The organism is Streptomyces kryoterrae (assembly GCF_054072135.1).
Map to the genome: position 1 here is coordinate 6,128,470 of NZ_CM133358.1, position 18,829 is coordinate 6,147,298.

The window sequence follows — 18,829 nt, forward strand, 5'->3', positions numbered from 1 at the left end:
AGAGCATGCGGGGCCCCGGCCTCGACGTCGTACGCAACGCGCGTATCTTCGCCGACGGAAACAGTCTGGTCGTACGGAATCGGCGTGGACGTGAGCGCCGGTATCTCGTAGGGAACGGTGGAGTCCGGCAAGCCACCTTCTTCCCGCCAGCCGACGTCTGGGAAACCACCATGAAACGTCCCACGGCACGGTGGGGTGTCGTTGTCTTCCAGGATGTCGAAGGACGCTACGTGCTCCGGGTTCCGCTCGCCCAGTGGCTTCCCGAGGCGACTGCCACGGGGACGGCCGATCTGAGTCCCCGAAACTGCCTGAGCCGTACCGGACTTCAACAACTGTCCGATCGTCTCGGTATTCCCCTGTCGGAGAGCTCGAAGCCCTGGGATCGAGAAGTGATGGAAAGCCCGGGAGGCGGTGACTGCGACTCGGCGGGCGAATCCGATCTGCCGGTCTGGCACGGCTGGGCCCGAGGTATTGGAATGGCCGGCTGGTTCATCGCTCTGGTCCTCTCCATCTCGCTGGGCACGGGCAGTTGGGGATTCATCGTCGCGGCGGGCTCACTCTTCCTGGTGCCCGGCAGCGATGTCGTCGTGCGTGCTCTCGCCTGGTGGCGAAAGCGCGGTGATACGCGGCTCGTCGATGCCGTTGTCATCAAGCCCTCTCCGGAAGCGGACGCCGATGCCACTCGCCGGTTCCTCGAAACGGCGGCTGTGCGGGTGCTGCCCAGCGATGTCGTCCTGACTAACACCGTGGGAGAGGAGCGGTGGTACGCGCGGCGTGGGGCCCATGGCATCGCGAGGCTGGTGCGGCTGACGAACCCGAAAACTGGTGCCCGCTTGGGTGTCGAACTGCGGGATGGCGACGGTCAGGCCCGCGTGCTGTTGCCGTGGCGGTGGTGGTTCGCGGGTCCGGACGGTGAACGACGCTGGTCGGAGCTTGTGGCGGCTCTCGAACTCCCCGTGACCGAAGAGAAGTTCAAGCCTGCCTCAAAGATGCGGGGCGCGGACGGTCCGGACCTCTGGGCTAAAGCACATGAACTCGCGGGCGACGCTAGGAAGATGTCGCCGATGGAAGGCAAGGCCGCGCGCAGGGCGACCAGTTGGAACGAATCGGTGATCGGTGGAGGCGAGGTCATCTTGATCCCGATCTTCAGCTCGCTCTTCATGGCCGGCCTTTTCTCCGACAGAGCGCCTGCCCAGGCTGCGGGAGCCCTTTCCGCCCTGACGGTGATCGCCGTGTGGGGCCCGGCCATCGCGCACCAGCTTGCTAGCCGCTTCACCCAGGACCGTCCCCATGTCTCGTCCCAGGTCTCGGAGACGTCATGACCTTGACGCCCCAGAGTGATCCCATGCCGCCCGCGGACTATCAACTACTGTTGCCAGAAGGCTGGTTCCGGGTGAACATCACCCCGGAGCGACGCGAGCAGTCCGTGGACGCCCTCGTGGAGAGACAGTTCAAGGGCATCGACAACGCGCCCCAGATCAAGGCGCAGGCCAGACAGGAAATGCTGGCGCAGGCGGCGAAAGCCTTCGAGGAAGGGGGCATCGAGCTCTATCTGAGCCTCCAGCAGGCGGGCCCGCTCACCGTCCCGGCATCGCTGCTGGTCGCCCTGGGTTTTCCTCCCCAGGGAGGGCGTCTCCCAGCCCTGGACGACATCGCCGGCCGACTGGCTGCCGAGGGGAAGGCCAGCCGAGAGGTGTCGGTCGTCGAACTTGCCGCAGGGCCGGCCCTGCGGGTCCGCGACGAATACGATCCGGCTCGCGACCACCCGCCCGTACCGACGGAGAAGGAAGCGGAGTTGGCGCTGCCCTCCGTAACGCTGGACTACCAGGTGCAGGTACCGAGGGCCGAGGCGATCCTGCTCCTCACCTTTTCCACTCCACTGGTCCAGATCGCCGATGCCATGGTCGACCTCTTCGACGCGGTCGCCGGATCTCTCAGTTGGACGGACGCGGCATGACTGACCTTCGGGAATGCGGGATCGTCTGCCCGACGGACTGGGTGGAGCTCGCGATCGAGCCGACCGACAACGTCAAGCGCTGGGCCAGGAGCACGGCTGCCGACCTTCGGGAACGGAGCCGGGCGGCGGGCTACGACATCGACGCGAAGGTGCTGGAGAAGGATCTCCGAAGGCAGGCCGACGACAGCCGACGACGCGACCCCTTCTACGCCTTCGCTCTCTACCCCGACGGCTTCGACAACGCGTTGGCCACCCTGGAAATCGACCTCATCCATCCCGACGCGGCCGTACCCCGGATCACTCTGGACTGGCTCGCCGAGACCTTCAGCGCCCACGACTTCGGCCCGCCACTGATCACGCGTACCGAAGTCCCCATCGGGCCCGCCGTACGCATCCGCCAGAACTTCGCCACGGCCGCCGCCTCGTCCGGCGGCCCAGGCGTTCTGCTGGAGACGCTCATGTACGGGGTGCTGCCGACCGGTGCCGAGAGCGCGCTGGTCTTCCTCATGTCCTGGACCGTGCCGGGAATCGCCGACGAGATGGAGCAGGCCGCGGCCGACATCGTGAAGACGCTGACCGTGGCGTTCTGAACAACCGTCGACAAGTCTGCTCCAACTGCAGAGGAGAACATGGCGGCGAACATGTCCCGGACCGAGATACAGCCAGGCCCTGCGGATGAGGGTTCCTGGCGGCGGACCGCGATGATCCGCTGGTCGCTCTGCGCCCTCGCGTGCGCCGGCGGCTCCGCAGGACTGGGCTGGCTTGTCCCCGCGGCACCTCTGCGGAACCCTTTCGGCGGCGCGGCCCTGCTGCTGGCCTGGATCGTGCTGCCGTTCGCGACCGTACTGGTACCCCTGCTGTGGCTGCGCCGGGTTCCGCTCAAGCAGCGAAAGGTCGCGTGGCAGTTCATCGTGCCCGTGGTCGCGGGGGTGGCACTGGGCGTACTCGGCAAACAGGCGGGCGACCAGGTCGGTCTCGCGGATCGCGGCCGGTGGACCGAGGCAGTGGTCGTGCACAAGGAAGTGGGCAAGACCGCCAAGTGCCTGGTGCGGACATCCGGCGGCCGTGAGATCTGGCCTTCGCTCTCGGAGGAGGACGGCTGCAGGGAGTGGGTGTCGGAAGGGGACACCCTGCGCGTCCGGTACGACCCCGAAGGCATAGCCCGACCCGTTGACGTCGTGGACCCGACTCCGTACGGAGAGCTGCTCGCGTATCTCATGGTGGCGGCCGTGGCGATGGGTACGTGGGGCGGCGTTCGGCAGAGCCGATGGGACCGGGAGTACGAGGCCATCGGGGAGCGGGGCTGACGCGTCCGCGATCAACGAGCTAGGCGGCGACGAGGTCACCCCATACGTATTTGCCTCGCCTGCCATGCCTGGTCAGCGGCTGCCAGCCCCAGAGGTCGGCGCAGGAGCTGACCAGGGCCAGGCCTCGCCCCTCCTCCGTGTGCGTGAGCTGGGTCAACGCTTCAGCTGAGGGCGGTGGTTGGGGTGGTTCGGGGTCGGCGTCCCATGCTCCGACGCGCAGGATGCCGGCCCGCATACGCAGGCGTAGGGCGACGGGGCCCTTGGTGTGGCGTACGGCGTTGCTGACCAGCTCGGTGGCGAGGAGTTCGGCGGTGTCGGTGAGGCGGATCAGGCCGTGCATCGTGAGGATGAGTCGGACGGTGCGGCGGCAGACGGTGACGGCGCGGAGGTCGTGGGGGATGTGGAGGACGTACTCCCAGGGTTCGGGCTTGGTGGGGGCTTTTCCTTCGTTTTCGGGCATGCGTGAACTCCGTTGGTGGGGAGGGGAGTTGGGGAGAAGGTGGCGGTTGTCGGGTGGTGGCATGCCGCAGCCGTCGTGGCAGGACGGAGCGGTGCGCTTCCGGAGGTCCCGGGTTCCGCGGTGTGTGCGTCGCGTCACTGACAGTAGAGACCAAAATTGGTCTCACGCAACTCGTTGTCGTAATCTGCCCTCGAACGAGGTCACCGTCCAGGGCCGTTGAAACGAGGAGAGACTCCATGGCAAGGAGGCGGCAACCCACCGCGCGTCAGATGCGTCTCGGCGCTGAGCTGCAGAAACTGCGTGAGGCCGCAGGGCTCAAGGGGCGAGAGGCCGCCGCAGCCCTGGGGACGGACTCGGCGCGCTTGAGCCAGATCGAGTCCGGGGTCGTGGGCATGAGCGAGGACACTGTTCGCCGCCTTGCCGCCAACTATGTCTGCACGGACAAGGAGTTGACGGAGGCGCTGGTGGCGATGGCGACCGACCGGACACGCGGTTGGTGGGAGAAGTACCACGGCCTGCTGCCGGTTTCCTTCCTGGACATCGCTGAGCTGGAACACCACGCCACGTACCGTTTCGACATCGAGTTCCTGCACGTCCCAGGCCTCTTCCAGACGGAGGACTACGCTCGCGGCGTCTTCTCGTACCGCGTCCCCGAACTCCCCGACAACGACCTGGCGTTGCGCGTCAGCCACCGCATGGAGCGCAAGGCGATCATCACGGGTGCCACTCCCATCCCGTACGAAGCGGTGATCCATGAGGCTGCTCTACGCATCAGGGTCAGCGACCGCTCCGCCTCGCGAGCCCAACTCACCAGCATCCTGGAACTTTCGGAAGCGGACCAGGTCACCGTGCGCGTCGTGCCCTTTGACCTCGACGACTTCGGCGGAGCCTGGAGCACCATGACCTACGCGGGTGGCGTCGTGCCGAAATTGGATACGGCACTCCGCGACACAGCCCACGGCACGGCATTCATCGACTCCGAAGCCCAACTCGGCGCCTTTCGAACGCTCTTCCGTAAGGTGGAAGCGGTGTCACTCGAACCCACCCGTTCGCGTGACTTCATCCACAGGCTGGCGAAGGAACTGTGAGGCGTGGAGTGACCACCCCCGACAACTGGCAGAAGTCGTCCTACTCCGGCGGCGCTGATGGTAACAACTGCGTGGAGATAGCCCCCTTGCTCACCCAGGTGGCCATACGCGACTCAAAAGCCCCGGCCGACACCACACTTACCTTCCGGCGCGGAGCCTTCACGGCGTTCATCGAGGTACTCAGGGCCAGCGGAGGCAAGACTGGTTGACCTCCGCTTCCGCGCCCCCTCAGCTCAGGGAATCCAGATCGCCAGCGAGTGCGCGAGGTTCTCCAGGTCCTCGGAGGCGCTGATGAGACGCGGAAGGTCATCGATAGCGGTCCACATCACCACGTCGGCTCCATGCTCCTCGACCTGCCAGGCGTAACGCACGCAGGCGAGCAGGTGCGGTGAGTCGTCCTGGGGGACGTATCGGAAGGTTGTCAGGCCTTCCCCCAGCCGTTCTGCCTTGAAGGTCTTGACGACCGGCGGCTCGACGGCGTCCGGGTCGTCCGCCAGGGTTAGGGCCCGAAGAGTCTCCTCGCGGGGTCGCTGCGCCGGCCCGATGGCAACGCAGACGGGGATCGGAAGGTCGGTGGGGTGATCGAGGTGGAGGAAGAGCCAGTGCTGTGAGCCGGTTGGGCAGAAGGCTTCGGCGCAGCGACTGAGGGTGGCAGCGACGAAGTCCACGCCGTTCGGACCCGGATCGAATCCACGGTCCTCCCAAAGGTCCTTCGCGTAGTCACGACCCCATGCCTGGATGTCGTCCCACTCCTCGAACGGGGCGGAGGGGCCCGCGCGGGGCGGAACGACGACCCACTTGCACTCGTCGACGTATTCGATGTCGATGATCGGCCAGAACTCGCTCATCCCTGCCTCCAGCGGAAGTTCGCCATCACGGCGTCGAACCACTCCACGAGAACCTCGGCCAGTTCATTGCGCCGGATTTCACCGTTCTCCCTACTGACTCAGTGCAATGCGGTTCGGGACGACTCCTCAACAGGGTCTACGAACGACACCGTCTGGAGGATGGCCGCAGTCATGTCGCAGAGCTCTCCCCAGTGGTCCATGGCTGCGGTGTCCAGCGTGAAGACCGCCACGAAGGGGGCTTCCGGGAAGGGGACGAAGACCTGGATCTGGCCGGTGAGGAGTCTGCCCTCCTCGCCTGTGGAGGTGAGCTCCGGGCCGATGACGACTTCGCGGAGCGTGATGTTCGATACGGCCGGGCCGCAGGGCAGGGTCATGCGGCGGCTGTCGGTGAGCGGATCGCGGGCGAAGCCCTGCGCGATCACATCGGCGGCGTCCTCGGGCCTGGTGTGCGAGGACTCGACGGCCCCCACGGTGAACGAGCAGTGCACGACACCGCCGTTGTCGTCGCTGAACACACACATGGCTGAGTACGCGATGCCCACGTCCGCGAAGACTTCGGTGAGGCCGGTATAGAAGGGCGCCGCGGACTCCCAGAGGTTGGCGTCGCCTTCGGGGAACAGCTCGCGTGCGAACTCGTTGGCGGCAGCTGCCCTGTCGTCCGGGTCCGCGTCGACGGGCAGGGCGTGGAAGCCGTCCGGTGCTACGAACGACATGGGTGGGACAGCCGGATCGCCGATGACTGTCGGTGTGCCGGATGAACCTGCGTTGCTGGTGCTCACGTTCAGGCCTTGCCCTGTCCTATGTCTCCGGAGTGCGGCGACGCGTCCCGACCGGCCTCGTCCATCACGAACCCCCGTGACTCGGAGACCACCCCCGGTTTGTTGCCCGTCACCGTTGATTGGACCCTGACGAGTCCGCTGGGCAGCTGAGTGAGGACGGGCGGTGCTGCCCCTGCGGGCAGGGTCGCCGTGAAGCGGGAGATCCGCGCCTGCTGCTCCGCCGAGAGCTCGGATTCGGACAGTCTGCGATGGCTTCCGGTGAGCAGGCCGAGCAACTCCGTCGTGTGGTCGGAGACGCGTGTGGTCAGCCGTACCCAGGACCCGTCCTTGAAGAGGAGCCGGAAGTCCGACTGGCCGATGCTGAATCGGCGGGGTGTCGCTTCGGCGACGTTCTCTCGAGGTGTCTCCCACAACGCAGTGCCCGAGCCCGTGACGATGAGGCGTCGCGTGGTCAACACGATCTCCGTGACGTACCCCGAAGGACGCCGGGAGGGGTCGAGCTGCCAGGGCAGCGTACGGGCGGTGTCGTCGGCGTCCGCCCACATGACCGGGAAGTCGTCGACCTCGTTCTCCCGTTCCTCCAGCTTCCCGCGTCCCGGCTCGGGATCGACCGTGCTGCCGCCCAACAGGTCGGAGAGGATGCCCCCGACCACGGCGAAGACGCCTGAGACGCCGGTGCCCACGTGCACTCCGGCCTTCCCAGGGAGCCCGCGGACCGAGAAGGCGGGCCCGGCCGGCCAGCCCGGCAGCTCGGCCTCGATGTCGTTGCGCCGGCGGTCGCGGAAGGAGCGTCTGCCCTCCACGGACGCGGCGGTGCCGGTCGCGAACGAGACCGGGTAGCGCGCCAGTTCCGTCTCACCGGATTCGGGGTGCCAGTCCACAGGGTTGTCCGTCCTCATCAGGAGGCGACCGCCGATTCGAAGCGGTCGCCGGGGTGAATGGCGTCACCGAGGTGCGTGGTTGCGTGCGATGCCCGCGGCTTTGACCGCGTCCTTGACGTCAGAAGCGGTCCAGTCCTGCTCCGGGCTCCGCGGCGTCATGATCACCCGCCCGTCGAAGACCTCGGCCTTGTACCCCTCGGGGATACCGCCTCGCTCGATGAGATCGCTCATGACACTCATGGCTCTGTTTGCCTTCCAGGTAATCTACAAAGTGTAGGATTTGCTCCATGGACGCCTCTTACACGCTCACGGACGCACGGAACAACCTGGGCAAGGTCGTCAATGAAGTACGGCACGGCGGTAGGACTGTGGAGATCACGGATCACGGCACGCCCGTGGCGGCGGTGATCCCGATAGAGCTGCTCGACTACTTCCAGCAGCTCGAAGACCAGCGTGATCTTGCTGCCGCGGAGGAGAGCAAGGCCGGCGCCACACGCTGGGTGTCCCACGCGGATGTGGCCGCGCGCTTCGGCCTGAACGCTGACGGGACGCGCAAGCGGTGACCTACGAGATCGTCTGGTCGGATGCTGCCATCGACCAACTTTCCGCTCTCAATGAGAGGCATCAGGACGCGGCGATGCTCATCACGGCTGCGGTGTATGACCTGGCGGACAACCCACACCCCACCAACTCCTCCCGCCTCGGCACCAGCGACATCCACCGGCTGCTGCTCGGTTTCTACCGGGTCATGTACGAAGTGCGGGACAAGACGGTGACCATCGATGTCCTCAGCGTCGGTCGGAGCGACCGTCCTCGGTAAGGCTGGTAGGACTTGGTATTCGCTAAAGGAACGGCGTCCCCGCCTCCAGCCCCGACAGCACCCGTCCGTACAGCTCCAGGTTGGTCGTCGGGTTGACGAACGAGTGGAGGCTCAGGGCGTGGATGTCTCGGACCGTTCGCTGGATCGGGACCTCGCGGTGCAGGGAGGATGCGCCGGAGGCGGAGGCGAGCAGGTCTATGGCCTCCTTGCAGAGGCGGGTCGTGTAGCCGCTCTGGGCCCTGATCCTGGCTCGCTCCTCCGGGGTGTACGGGGTGCCGGTCGCCGCCCTTGACTCGATCGTCGTGACGAAGTCGCTGGTCAGCAGCTCGGCGCAGGTGATCTTCATCGCTGCCTCGGCCGCCTGGAGGTGGGTGACCGTCGCCTCGTTCTGGCGTTCGTGGAAGGTGTACGTGATGCCCCGGTGATGGATGCGCTCCCTGAACTCCGTCAGCGCCGAGCGGGCCAGGCCGAGGGCGTTCGGGGACGTCCAGGCGCAGAAGAGGAGCAGGACCGGCATGCCGTAGAAGGGGTCGGCGGCGTTGGTCTTCGACGCGATCGTGCCGTCGAGCAGGGGGCCCACCGGTAGGACGCGGTGGGCGGGGACCACGACGTCCCGGGCGACCACGCTGTTGCTGCCGCTGCCGGCCAGCCCCGACACGTACCAGTCGTCGAGGATCTCCAGGTCGGTCAACGGGACGGCGGCCCAGAGGAGTTCGGGAGGTCCGGGAGGTCCGGGCGGGTTGTCGGATGTGTCGGAATCGGGCTCGACGCGGACCGTCAGCAGGTGCCAGTCGGCGTTCCGGCAGCCGGTGGCGAAGGCCGAGGTGCCGTTGACGACGTAGCTGCCGTCGGGTCGCGCGACGGCCGTCGCGTCGGGGATGAGGGTGCCGCCGGCCCGTACGTCGGGGGAGGCGAAGATCTCGTCCTGGGCCTCGTCCGGGAAGAGCGCCGCGATGTAGGCGCAGCCGGCCTGGATCAGGGCCATGAAGCCGGTCGAGCCGCAGGCGGCGGCGATCTGGGACAGGGCGTCGACCTGGGTGTGCAGGGGGGATTGGTAACCGCCGTACCGGCGAGGGACGTTCATGCGGTAGAGGCCTGCGTCCGTCAGGGCCGCGACCACCTCGGGCGTCACCCGCCGCTCCTGCTCGGTGCGCGGCGCGTGCTCGCGGATGAGTGGTTGTAAGGCCCGTACGCGGTCTACGAGGCCGGCGGCAGTTTTGGCTGCGTCGGCAGGGTGCGAGGTTGCGGGCTGAGCCATGGGCGAACCTCCGGGTGCTCCTGGCACTTCGGGTACTCCGGGCACGGCGAAGGTCTCACGGTCGCGCGGGGTGGATCGACTGTCAACCGGCCCTGCAGCGTCAGGAGTTGTTGTTCTCGGAGGGGAGGGGCAGGAGGGCGCAGAAGCGTTCGGCGTTGTTCTGGTGGCCGATGGAAAGGCGTACCCAGGACTCGTCGGTGAAGGTCAGGCGTACGTCCGCGCCGGTCTCGCAGTACGGCATACGGCGGGCTCGGGCAATGGTCTTCCGTGCGAACTCGGCCAGTACGTCCGCCTTTTCCAGCGAGCCCGTGCCGTGCCGGGTGCTCAGGAAGAGCAGTCGGCGGTCGGTGAGGGCGAGGTCGGTGACGTAACCCTTCGGGCGGCGGGTCCGGTCCAGTTGCCAGGGGACGGTACGGGCGAGTGTGTCCGCGGCGGCCCACATGACAGGGAAGTCGTGGACCTCGTTCTGCGGTTCCTCCGGGTTCTTCGCCCCGCCGCGTACGGGAACGTCGCCGAAGGGTGAGCCGGAGGCGCCGCCGAGGTTCGCGACGATGTTGCCGATCAAGGGGATCCCGACCAGGAAGGCGCGGCCGACGCCCCTGGCCGCGCGGTCACCTTTCGGGCGCGGGACGTGAACCGGGGCCGGGGGCCAGCCTGGCAACTCGCCCTGGATGTCGTTCCGTTCCGGGTCCCGGAACCAGCGCAGCCCCGAGACCGGGGACGCCATGCCCGTCGCGAACGTGGCCGCGGTGCGCAGCAGGAGATCCTCGTCGCGGTCGGGGTACCAGTCCATGCGCGGTGTGCTCCGGTTTCCGGCTCGGAGGAGGGGCGAGCGAGGGAACCGTACATGGACCGGTACCCGACTGCTTCACTTCGGTTCGCCCTTGATCCCGGAGTCTCGAAGCACACCTGGAAGGAACCATGGATCTACAGGCCGCCATCGCCGGTTTCCGCAATGTCGCCCCCCTCGATGGCCTGGACGGGGCATGGCGGTGGAGTCTCAACCCGGTAATGCACTTCGCGGGAGCTCTCACCGCCGACGGAAAGCGGCTCCTCCAGACCAACCAGCGCGGCAAGCACGATGACGGCCTCGCCCGTGAAGTGCTGTCTTTCGCCCGCGCCCACGAGCGGGAACTGACGGAGGTGGGGCGTTTCCTCTGCTTCGTGGAGGGCCTGCGGGTGCCCGGATTCGAGTTCGATGCCGTCGCGGCAGCCGTCCCTGAGGTCCACGGATGCCACAAGGCGCAGAACCCCGACCTCACGGCGGTGACGTACATCGTCTTTCCCGCGTATGCCTGCGAGTTCTCCGGGGGCGAGACCCTCGCCGAAGCGGAGGCCAGGTACACGAAAATGCTCCATCCCGCCGAAACCGGGCGCGAGTCGGTGCCGTTCGTGAGGATGAGCTTCGACAATCCCCGTACCGGTGGCGGAAGCAACAACCCCGGGCGCGCATTGACGTACCCGCGGATCGTCCGTCAGGAGATTCCCGAGCTGGCCGACTCCTCGGGCGGATTCGTGGAGTTCGAGAACCGCTTGGGCAAGGTCTGGCGAGTGGAGTGGGACGGCAGCTGGTTCGTGTCGGGAGAACGGTCGAGTGTGCGGCCGGCAGTGCAGGGGCGGCGTGAGATGAGCCTGGACGAGGTCCTGGAGCTCTTCGAGGGAGCGCTGTGGGAGGGAGCACGTCAGTGACGGACGTCCCTCGTACGACGTAATCGATCCGTCCCCGTCCGTCCCTCATCGCGTGAGCGAATCGTGCAGGCCTCATGGCAGACCCGTGGTGAGGGGTGGGGCGGTGGCGCGGGTTGTCTGGCCTGCGGGTGTCGGGTCGGCAACGGATTCGCGCGTGCACAGCAGATGTCGTATCCGCATCGCTTCGTCCAACGGGGAACCGTACGGCCGAAGTTGCACGTGAATAACGTTGTGCCCCGGGCTGTTCACGATCCAGAACGCGCCTTGAGAGGCTTATGTGCGGCTGATACGGTGCCATGGCTTGACACTCACCCCAGCGCTGGCTGATTGGCCGGATCGGGCGGTTCGTCCAGCAAGGGCGTATCGCATGGATCGCGTATGTCGCGGGTGAAGTGTCCAATGTGGCACGTAAATTGGCAGAATTTTTCTTGGGTGTACGGGGAGCTGTTGCGTGAAGATCCAAGAGCGTACGGGTGCGGGCGGCGGCCGTTCCTCGGTGCCCGCTCAGCCGATGTCCGGTGAGCGGCTCCCGACGCCGCCCCGCGAGCGCAAACCGGCTCTTGCCGCTCTTGCGGTGCTGCTGATTCTGGTCGGGGCGCTGGGCGCGACGATGCTCGTGCTGCGGGCGGGGGACCGGATCGAGGTCGTCAAGGTGATCGACGATATTCCGGCCGGGGGGTCCGTCACCAAGGCGAACACCGCGTCCGTCCTGGTCGCTGCCGACGACAGCATCGACTACATCCCGTGGGAGCAGTTGAACGGTCTGATGAAGCTGAAGGCCGTCAGCGCGATCCCTGCGGGAGTCGTCCCCGTTGGGCAGATGTTCACCGGTGAGACCGGCCTCGGCGCCGGGCAGGCCACCGTCGGGCTCTCCCTCAAGGAGGGGCAGTACCCGAACAGCCTCAAGCAGGGGGACTTCGTTGCTGCCTACCGTGTCGGTAGCACCACAGGTACCGGCTCCAGTACCGGTTCCAGCGACTCCTCCTCGTCCGGCGCCAGTACCAGTCTGATCGTGGACAAGGCGAAGGTCAGTTACGTAAAGCCGCAGGCAAGCGGTGGTGACGTCATAAGCAGCACCAACCTGCCCGTCACCCTCACCGTCGACGCCACCAAGGCCGCCGATCTCGCTCAGGCAGCCGCCGCCGGCCAGGTTGCTCTCGTGCTCATCCCCAGTAGCTGAAGGCGGCTCCAAGAACCATGGCGCTCATCGTTCTCGCCGCCGACAAGGGTTCCCCCGGCGTGACCACCGCGGCCGTCGCGCTCGCGGCGGTCTGGCCTCGGCGGGCGCTGCTCGCCGAGACCGACCCGGCCGGCGGTGACCTCGTCTACCGCAGTGCCGCCGCGCACGGCGGGATGCTCAACCCCAACACCGGCATGCTGTCGATTGCGGCGACCGCCCGGCGCGGCCTTGTTCCCGACCAACTCTGGGATCACGTACAGCCGTTGAGCGGCGGGCTCGAAGTGCTCGTCGGGCTCGGTATCGCCGAGCAGGCCGCCGGGCTCGCCGGGCTCTGGCCCACCCTCGGCAGCGCCTTCGCGCAGCTCGGTGACTCCCCGAACGCGCCCGCCGACGTCATCGCCGACTGCGGACGCATCAGTGGGGACACGCCTGTCGTCGAGCTGTTCCCGCATGCCGCCCTGGTGCTGCTCATCTCGCGTACCGAGCCCGAGGCCATCGCCCGCGTGCGCGACCGTGCCGCCGCTCTCTCCGCCAAGCTGCACGGTGGTCCGCGCGGCGCCGCCAGTCTCGCCACGCCCCTCATCGGGGTCGTCCTCATCGCCGATCCGAACAACTCGGGCAAGCTGGTCAACCAGGTCAACGACATGCTCGTACACGCGCAGACGGGTGCACGGGTCGTCGGCACGCTCGCCGAAGACCCGGCCGGGGCCGAGCAGTTGGCCGGGCGCAAGCGCGGGCGGCTCGACAAGTCGATGCTCATCCGGTCGGCCCGCAAGGTGACTTCGGACCTGTATCAGCAGTACGGCGCCGCATGGACCGTACCCAGCCAGGTGCAGGGCCAGAGTTACCAGGCGCCGATGCCCGGTCAGCAGCCCGGTCACGCCGGTGGTCATCCCGGCCATGCCGGAGCCGGCCGATGACCGCTGTCGACCACTCGTTGGTCAAGCGGTTCCGGCAGGAAGCCGGTGACCGGATCTCCGAGCAGCGTCGGCTCGACCAGGCCTCCAACGTCACGCCGATGTCCGGTGAGGACGAGCGGCAGTACGCGCGGGCCGTCATCGCCCAGATCCTCGAGGACCACGCCCGTACGGAGATCAACGCCGGGCGTACGCCGCTGGATGCCGAAACCGAGGAGCAGTACGCGGCTGCTGTGCACGCCGCGCTGTTCGGCGTCGGGCGGCTACAGCCGCTGCTCGACAACCCCGATGTCGAGAACATCGACATCAACGGGTACGACCAGGTCTTCGTCGGGTACTCGGACGGGCGCGAGATCGCCGGCGACCCGGTGGCCGAGTCCGACGAGGAGCTCATCGAGCTGATCCAGGTGCTCGGCGCCTACTCCGGGCTCTCCTCCCGGCCCTTCGACTCCGCCAATCCGCAGCTCGACCTGCGGCTGCCGGACGGGTCGCGTCTGTCCGCCGTGATGGATGTGACCCGGCGTCCCGCGCTCTCCATCCGTCGTGCGCGCATGGGCAAGGTCTTCATCTCCGACCTGGTCGGGAACGGGACCGTGGCTCCGGAGGTCGCACACTTCATGGCCTGTGCGGTGCGCGCCCGGAAGAACATCATGATCGCGGGCGCCACCAACGCCGGTAAGACGACGCTGCTTCGGGCCCTCGCCAACGAGATCCCGCCGCACGAGCGGCTCATCACCGTCGAACGTGCGCTGGAGCTGGGACTCGACCAGTTTCCCGAACTCCACCCCAACGTCGTGGCGTTCGAGGAGCGGCTGCCCAACTCCGAGGGCCAGGGCATGATTTCGATGGCCGAGCTGGTACGACGGTCACTGCGTATGAACCCCTCGCGCGTCATCGTCGGTGAGGTGCTCGGCGACGAGATCGTGACGATGCTCAACGCGATGTCGCAGGGCAACGACGGCTCGCTCTCCACGATCCACGCGAACAGCTCGCACGAGGTCTTCAACCGTATTTCCACGTACGCGCTCCAGGCGAAGGAGCGGCTGCCCATCGAGGCCAGCCAGATGCTGGTCGCGGGCGCGGTGAACTTCGTCGTCTTCATCCAGCGGCGCAACAACTACCAGACGGGCGGGCGGCTCCAGCGCATGGTGACGTCGGTCCGCGAGGTCAACGGCGTGGACGGGCGCGTGCTGTCCAGCGAGGTCTTCGCCGAGACCCCGGACGGCCGCGTCGTGCCGCACGCGCCCCTCTCCTGCCTCGACGATCTGGTCGCGCACGGGTACCGGTTGCCCGGCGGGAACTGGGGGTGAGTGACCATGATCATGACGACAAATAGCGGCAATTCATCGGCGTACGGGGACACCTACTCGGCGGCCGTCGGCTCGCTCGGTTCCATGGGCGGACTGTTCTCCATCGAGGTCCTGTACTCGCTCGGCGCCGGTGTGGCCGTCGGCGGCGGGCTCGCGCTGCTCGCGGTCGCGATCCGCGGGCTGCCGGTCAAGCCGGAGCACGAGAAGCAGAAGGCCAGCGAGCGGGCCAACGAACTCATCCGGTTCGCGGGGCAGCGCGGTTCCCTCGCCGCCCTCGTCGGACTCGCCGTGCTGGTGCTCACCCGGTGGGCGGTGGCCGGTATCGCGGCCGGTGTTCTGGTCTTCTTCTGGGACCGTCTCTTCGGCGGCGCGGCGGAGGAACGGGCCGGCATGCGGCGCGTGGAGGCCCTCGCCTCCTGGACGGAGTCGCTGCGCGACACCATCGCGGGCGCGGTCGGTCTGGAGCAGGCGATCCCGGCGTCGGCGCGCGCGGCGGCACCGGTACTGCGTCCGCACCTGGACGCGATGGTCGACCGGCTCCGCTCCCGCACCCCGCTCCCCGACGCGCTCCAGCAGCTCGCGGACGAGATCAACGACGCGTCCGCCGACATCATCGTCGCCGCGCTCATCCTCAACTCGCGGCTGCGCGGCCCGGGTCTGCGCCAAGTCCTGGGCGCGCTCGCGAAGTCGGCGCGCGAGGAGGTCGACATGCGGCAGCGCGTGATGGCGCAGCGGTCGTCAACTCGTCGGTCTGTACAGATCGTTGTCGTGGTGTCGGTCGGCTTCGTCCTCGGACTCGCCATCTTCAACCGCGAGTTCGTCGAGCCGTACGGCACGCCGATCGGACAGCTCGTACTCGCGTGCGTCTGCGGCCTGTTCGCGCTCGGCTTCTGGTGGCTGCGCAAGCTGTCGACCATCGAGACACCCGAACGCTTCCTGGTACGGGACGACATGTCCGTGCGGTTCGTGCGGCCACCCGGCACGTCGGCTCAAGGCGCGCACGGCGCGCAAGGACAGCCGCCCTACGGGGCGGGCCCTGGCCCTGGTTCTGGTCCTGGTGCTGAAGAGGGGGTACGCCGATGAACGATCTGACCATGCCCGTACTGGTCGGCGCCGTCCTGGGCCTCGGCATCTACGTCCTCGTACGGGCGTTGATGCCGTCGAAGCGGAGCGCGGTCTCGCAGGTCGCGCGCGTCGACGCGATGCGGGCGCGGGGAACGGCGTACGAGTCGGCCCATCGCACCCAGGACGCCGGCCGGATCGGCTCGTTCAGGGCCCAAGTGGGCGTCCGTGTCTCGGACTTCTACTTCCAGCAGGGCTGGGAGCAACGCTCGCTGCGGGCCGACCTGGCTGTCCTGGACCGGAGTTGGGAGAACTTCCTCGCGACGAAGGTGCTGCTGGGTGCGGCCGGTCTGTTCTTCGGCCCGTTCCTCTTCGTCATCGTCCTGACGCTGGGCCTCGGCAGGAGTCCGGCCATCCCGGTCTGGATGGCGCTGCTCTTCGCGCTCGTCTTCTTCTTCCTGCCCGACCTGGAGGTACGGCGGGACGCCGCCGACAAGCGGCGCGACCTGCGGCGCGTGATCGGGGCGTATCTCGACCTGGTGTCGATGAGCCTGGCCGGCGGCCGGGGTCTGCCCGAGGCGCTGATGGCGGCGGCGGAGGTGTCGGACGGCTGGGCAACCCAGCGCATCCGCAACGCCCTCGCGGACGCCCGTATCACCGGCACCAGCCAGTGGCAGGCGCTCGGTGCACTGGGTGAGGAGCTGGGGGTCGAGGAACTGAAGGACCTCTCCGCCTCCCTCGCCCTGGTCGCGGACGACGGTGCGAAGGTGCGCGAGTCGCTCGCCTCCCGCGCGGAGACCATGCGGCACCGCGAACTGGCGGAGATCGAGGGCAGCGCGGGCGAGAAGTCGCAGTCGATGCTCGTGGCGCAACTGCTGCTGTGCGCCGGGTTCCTGGTGTTCCTGATCTATCCGGCGGCGATGCGCGTGTTCCAGGTCTGAGTCCGGCGTTCCACGTCAACAACTACTTTCTTCAACTCCTGAGATTCGCGAGAGGACAACTCACCATGAACGGACTGAACGGACGGAACTTCAGCACCGGGATCCCGGCAATGGACTTCCTGGTCACCTTCCTGCAGGGCCGGGTGCAACGCGCCCGCTCCGGCGAACTGGACCGCGGCGCGTCCGCGGTCGAGTGGGTCATCATCTCCGCGGTCGTCGTGGCGATCGTCGGCGTGGTCGCCGCGATCATCAACACCGCGCTGAGCGACGGCGCCAACAAGGTCGGCGACTGCATCAAGGGCGCCAAGGCGAGCGGCACCTGTTGATCGCACATACGAAAACGGGGTGTACGGGGTCGAGTTGACGGGGTTGCTCGTGGGTGGCGCAGACAGATGGGTACGCCGCAGGGTGGAGGCCGCACGGAAGCCGGCGTCCGCCCGCGGCGACTCCGGGACGTCCGGCTCCGGGACGCTGGGTTCCGGGACGCCCGGCTCCCGCCCGTCCGGATCCCGCACGTCCGAGTCCGGTATGACCGCGATCGAGTTCGTGCTGCTGACGCCCGTACTCTTCTTCATGATCTTCGCGACGGTGCAGTTCGCGCTGTACTTCTTCGCGGACCACGTGGCCCAGGCGGCTGCCCAGGCCGGCGCCCGCAAGGCCCGCGCGATGGCGCACGACCAGCCAGGTGCGTGGCGGGGCGAGGCGCAGGACGTGGTGGACAGCTACATCCAGCAGTTGGGCCCGACCCTGGTCCTGTCGCCGAACGTGACGATGCTCCAGCCGGAGCAGAACACGGTGGGCGTGGAGATCACGGCACGGGTGCCCACGGTGTTCCCCGGGTTCGATCTGACCGTGCACGCGCAGTCGGTGGGGCCGGTGGAGCGGTTCGTGCGGGAGGGGGAGAACTGATGAACCCGCCTTCCTGGGTGCCTTCCGTTGCGCGGGATGACGGCGACCGTGGCCTGTCCACCATCGAGGTGGTGATCCTCGCCCCCGTGATGATCATGTTCATCCTGGTGCTGGTGGCCTTCGGGCAACTGGTCGACGGGCGCGGGGCACTTGACGGGGCGGCGCGGGACGCGGCCCGGGCCGGGTCGATCCAGAAGGATCACGTGACGGCGATGGCGGAGGCCAGGAAGGCGGCCGAGGCCGACCTGACGGACGTCTGCTCGGGCCCGGTCACGGTGACCCAGACCAGCGCCGGTTTCGAGCCCGACACCATCTTCTCGGTCGAGGTGAGCTGCGAGGTGCGGGGCCTGGCGATGCTCGGCCTGGACATCCCGACGACGCTGACAGCGACCTTCAGTTCACCGCTGGACCCGTTCCGGAGGACAGTGTGACGCTGAGACCGAGAGTGCCTTCTGCCGTGTGGGACTGGTCCGTACGCGACTGGTCGGAGCGCCGACGGGACCGCCTCGACGACCGGGGCTCCGGCGCAGGTGCGGTGATCATCTTCGCCCTCCTCTTCCTCTCCCTCTCCGCTTTCGTGATCGACGGCGGCATGTCCATCTCGAAGCGGGAACGGGCGGCGGACATCGCGGAACAGGCGGCGCGTTACGCCGCCCAGGACATAGACCTCGACGCCCTCTACGGCAACGCGGCGGGCGGCGCCCCGATCAACTTCCAGAACTGCGACGCGCGCGTGAAGGCCTTCGCCCAGGAGATGGGCATGTCCGCCGCGGACACTGGCGCGTCCCACTGCGTCGCGGCGAACGCCAACGAGGTGCAGGTCGAGGTGCAGTTGACGTACTCGCCGGTGTTCACAGGGCTGTTCTACGGCGGCGATGTGACGGTACGGGGCGAGGCGGTGGCGGAGAACGAGGTGGGGTGAGGGGAGTGAGAGGGCGTGTCCCCCAGCTCACTTGTCCAGCTCTTTGTCCAGCTCACCTGTCGCCGCCGCTACCGCCCTTGCCGCCGTTCCTGGTGTCCTTGGTCGTCATCTTCTCGTTGACCTGCTTGGCGAGTTCGTCGTCCAGCTTCTTGAACTCGCGTACGACGGCGTCGGACATGTCGGCGAGGGCGTCGAGCTGCTGGGTGATGTCCTCGCGGCCATCCTCCCAGTTGGACTCGAAGTCCTCCAGCGCGTCGTTCACACTGCCGTCGCCGATGTCGTCCTTGTAGGACGCGAAGAGCTTCTTGGTGTGGTTCAGCCGGGTCTTGATGGAGCGCAGCCGGCTGCCGTAGTCCTCCAGTTCGCTCAGCGGGAGCGTGAGGTCGGACTTGCCCTTGCCCATGTGTGAGTCCCCCAGGAGCGCCTCGTAGTCTGACCGACGTCTGACCGGCACCGTACAACGGAACGATGCCGGCACGGGAGATCGAGTGAACGGGGTGG

General features: G+C 67.6%; 26 protein-coding genes. 18 read left to right on the forward strand and 8 right to left on the reverse strand.

Annotated elements, in window-relative coordinates:
- Positions 1–170 precede the first annotated feature (170 nt).
- Genes ACW4TU_RS27070 through ACW4TU_RS27085 form a run of 4 tightly spaced genes read left to right on the forward strand, consistent with a single transcriptional unit; the run spans position 171 to position 3,264 of the window.
- Complete coding sequence (locus tag ACW4TU_RS27070; RefSeq protein WP_457417371.1) at positions 171–1,322, forward strand: hypothetical protein; 1,152 nt, start codon at positions 171–173, stop codon at positions 1,320–1,322.
- The gene (locus ACW4TU_RS27075; RefSeq protein WP_457417372.1) at positions 1,319–1,957 is read left to right on the forward strand and encodes a hypothetical protein; all 639 of its coding nucleotides are present in this window, start codon (positions 1,319–1,321) and stop codon (positions 1,955–1,957) included. Before ACW4TU_RS27070 ends, ACW4TU_RS27075 begins: the two co-directional genes overlap by 4 nt.
- Positions 1,954–2,547, forward strand: a complete 594-nt coding sequence (locus ACW4TU_RS27080) for a hypothetical protein (protein ID WP_457417373.1) — start codon at positions 1,954–1,956, stop codon at positions 2,545–2,547. Before ACW4TU_RS27075 ends, ACW4TU_RS27080 begins: the two co-directional genes overlap by 4 nt.
- A gap of 39 nt (positions 2,548–2,586) precedes the next feature.
- The gene (locus ACW4TU_RS27085) at positions 2,587–3,264 is read left to right on the forward strand and encodes a hypothetical protein (RefSeq protein ID WP_457417374.1); all 678 of its coding nucleotides are present in this window, start codon (positions 2,587–2,589) and stop codon (positions 3,262–3,264) included.
- Between the two features lie 19 nt (positions 3,265–3,283).
- Here the strand turns inward: ACW4TU_RS27085 and ACW4TU_RS27090 are convergent, their stop codons facing one another.
- Positions 3,284–3,724: an ATP-binding protein gene (locus tag ACW4TU_RS27090; protein ID WP_457417375.1), complete on the reverse strand. Its 441-nt coding sequence runs from the start codon at positions 3,722–3,724 to the stop codon at positions 3,284–3,286.
- Between the two features lie 236 nt (positions 3,725–3,960).
- On the opposite strand from ACW4TU_RS27090, the gene ACW4TU_RS27095 reads away from it, so the two are divergent.
- Together ACW4TU_RS27095 and ACW4TU_RS27100 are read left to right on the forward strand one after the other, a co-directional pair.
- Entirely contained in the window at positions 3,961–4,812 is an 852-nt protein-coding gene (locus ACW4TU_RS27095) for a helix-turn-helix domain-containing protein (protein WP_457417376.1), read from the forward strand.
- A gap of 8 nt (positions 4,813–4,820) precedes the next feature.
- A complete protein-coding gene (locus ACW4TU_RS27100) occupies positions 4,821–5,021 on the forward strand; it encodes a DUF397 domain-containing protein (protein WP_457417377.1) in 201 nt (66 codons plus the stop codon).
- 24 nt (positions 5,022–5,045) lie between these two features.
- On the opposite strand, the gene ACW4TU_RS27105 is transcribed toward ACW4TU_RS27100, so the two are convergent.
- The 4 genes from ACW4TU_RS27105 to ACW4TU_RS27120 all read right to left on the reverse strand — a co-directional run bounded on the left by ACW4TU_RS27105 (position 5,046) and on the right by ACW4TU_RS27120 (position 7,551).
- The gene (locus ACW4TU_RS27105) at positions 5,046–5,660 is read right to left on the reverse strand and encodes a hypothetical protein (RefSeq protein ID WP_457417378.1); all 615 of its coding nucleotides are present in this window, start codon (positions 5,658–5,660) and stop codon (positions 5,046–5,048) included.
- 98 nt (positions 5,661–5,758) lie between these two features.
- Positions 5,759–6,373, reverse strand: a complete 615-nt coding sequence (locus tag ACW4TU_RS27110) for a hypothetical protein (protein WP_457417379.1) — start codon at positions 6,371–6,373, stop codon at positions 5,759–5,761.
- Positions 6,374–6,441: 68 nt separating this feature from the next.
- Positions 6,442–7,320: a hypothetical protein gene (locus ACW4TU_RS27115; RefSeq protein ID WP_457417380.1), complete on the reverse strand. Its 879-nt coding sequence runs from the start codon at positions 7,318–7,320 to the stop codon at positions 6,442–6,444.
- A gap of 63 nt (positions 7,321–7,383) precedes the next feature.
- Positions 7,384–7,551: a hypothetical protein gene (locus tag ACW4TU_RS27120; protein ID WP_457417381.1), complete on the reverse strand. Its 168-nt coding sequence runs from the start codon at positions 7,549–7,551 to the stop codon at positions 7,384–7,386.
- 56 nt (positions 7,552–7,607) lie between these two features.
- Here ACW4TU_RS27120 and ACW4TU_RS27125 point away from each other — a divergent pair, with 56 nt between their 5' ends.
- Entirely contained in the window at positions 7,608–7,883 is a 276-nt protein-coding gene (locus ACW4TU_RS27125; protein ID WP_164313594.1) for a type II toxin-antitoxin system Phd/YefM family antitoxin, read from the forward strand.
- A complete protein-coding gene (locus ACW4TU_RS27130) occupies positions 7,880–8,140 on the forward strand; it encodes a type II toxin-antitoxin system RelE family toxin (protein ID WP_457417382.1) in 261 nt (86 codons plus the stop codon). The genes ACW4TU_RS27125 and ACW4TU_RS27130 overlap by 4 nt, the downstream gene beginning before the upstream one ends.
- A gap of 22 nt (positions 8,141–8,162) precedes the next feature.
- Here ACW4TU_RS27130 and ACW4TU_RS27135 read toward each other — a convergent pair whose 3' ends face one another.
- Both ACW4TU_RS27135 and ACW4TU_RS27140 read right to left on the reverse strand, forming a co-directional pair.
- A complete protein-coding gene (locus tag ACW4TU_RS27135) occupies positions 8,163–9,398 on the reverse strand; it encodes an acyl-CoA dehydrogenase family protein (RefSeq protein WP_457417383.1) in 1,236 nt (411 codons plus the stop codon).
- Between the two features lie 100 nt (positions 9,399–9,498).
- Complete coding sequence (locus ACW4TU_RS27140) at positions 9,499–10,191, reverse strand: hypothetical protein (protein WP_457417384.1); 693 nt, start codon at positions 10,189–10,191, stop codon at positions 9,499–9,501.
- A 128-nt stretch (positions 10,192–10,319) separates the two neighbouring features.
- Between ACW4TU_RS27140 and ACW4TU_RS27145 the strand changes: the two genes are divergently transcribed.
- The 10 genes from ACW4TU_RS27145 to ACW4TU_RS27190 all read left to right on the forward strand — a co-directional run bounded on the left by ACW4TU_RS27145 (position 10,320) and on the right by ACW4TU_RS27190 (position 18,328).
- A complete protein-coding gene (locus ACW4TU_RS27145; protein WP_457417385.1) occupies positions 10,320–11,087 on the forward strand; it encodes a hypothetical protein in 768 nt (255 codons plus the stop codon).
- A gap of 451 nt (positions 11,088–11,538) precedes the next feature.
- A complete protein-coding gene (locus ACW4TU_RS27150) occupies positions 11,539–12,267 on the forward strand; it encodes a hypothetical protein (RefSeq protein WP_457417386.1) in 729 nt (242 codons plus the stop codon).
- Between the two features lie 17 nt (positions 12,268–12,284).
- The gene (locus ACW4TU_RS27155) at positions 12,285–13,187 is read left to right on the forward strand and encodes a hypothetical protein (protein WP_457417387.1); all 903 of its coding nucleotides are present in this window, start codon (positions 12,285–12,287) and stop codon (positions 13,185–13,187) included.
- The gene (locus ACW4TU_RS27160; protein WP_457417388.1) at positions 13,184–14,494 is read left to right on the forward strand and encodes a TadA family conjugal transfer-associated ATPase; all 1,311 of its coding nucleotides are present in this window, start codon (positions 13,184–13,186) and stop codon (positions 14,492–14,494) included. The genes ACW4TU_RS27155 and ACW4TU_RS27160 overlap by 4 nt, the downstream gene beginning before the upstream one ends.
- A gap of 84 nt (positions 14,495–14,578) precedes the next feature.
- Positions 14,579–15,577 (forward strand): type II secretion system F family protein, encoded by a 999-nt coding sequence (locus tag ACW4TU_RS27165; protein WP_457430323.1) that lies wholly within the window; start codon positions 14,579–14,581, stop codon positions 15,575–15,577.
- Positions 15,574–16,497, forward strand: a complete 924-nt coding sequence (locus ACW4TU_RS27170; protein WP_457417389.1) for a type II secretion system F family protein — start codon at positions 15,574–15,576, stop codon at positions 16,495–16,497. Before ACW4TU_RS27165 ends, ACW4TU_RS27170 begins: the two co-directional genes overlap by 4 nt.
- A 74-nt stretch (positions 16,498–16,571) precedes the next feature.
- Entirely contained in the window at positions 16,572–16,823 is a 252-nt protein-coding gene (locus tag ACW4TU_RS27175; RefSeq protein WP_329283191.1) for a hypothetical protein, read from the forward strand.
- A gap of 49 nt (positions 16,824–16,872) precedes the next feature.
- Positions 16,873–17,406 (forward strand): TadE family protein, encoded by a 534-nt coding sequence (locus tag ACW4TU_RS27180; protein ID WP_457417390.1) that lies wholly within the window; start codon positions 16,873–16,875, stop codon positions 17,404–17,406.
- Entirely contained in the window at positions 17,406–17,837 is a 432-nt protein-coding gene (locus tag ACW4TU_RS27185; RefSeq protein WP_457417391.1) for a TadE/TadG family type IV pilus assembly protein, read from the forward strand. The genes ACW4TU_RS27180 and ACW4TU_RS27185 overlap by 1 nt, the downstream gene beginning before the upstream one ends.
- 14 nt (positions 17,838–17,851) lie before the next feature.
- Positions 17,852–18,328: a pilus assembly protein TadG-related protein gene (locus ACW4TU_RS27190; protein ID WP_457417392.1), complete on the forward strand. Its 477-nt coding sequence runs from the start codon at positions 17,852–17,854 to the stop codon at positions 18,326–18,328.
- Between the two features lie 52 nt (positions 18,329–18,380).
- On the opposite strand, the gene ACW4TU_RS27195 is transcribed toward ACW4TU_RS27190, so the two are convergent.
- Positions 18,381–18,731, reverse strand: a complete 351-nt coding sequence (locus ACW4TU_RS27195; RefSeq protein WP_457417393.1) for a hypothetical protein — start codon at positions 18,729–18,731, stop codon at positions 18,381–18,383.
- Positions 18,732–18,829 lie beyond the last annotated feature (98 nt).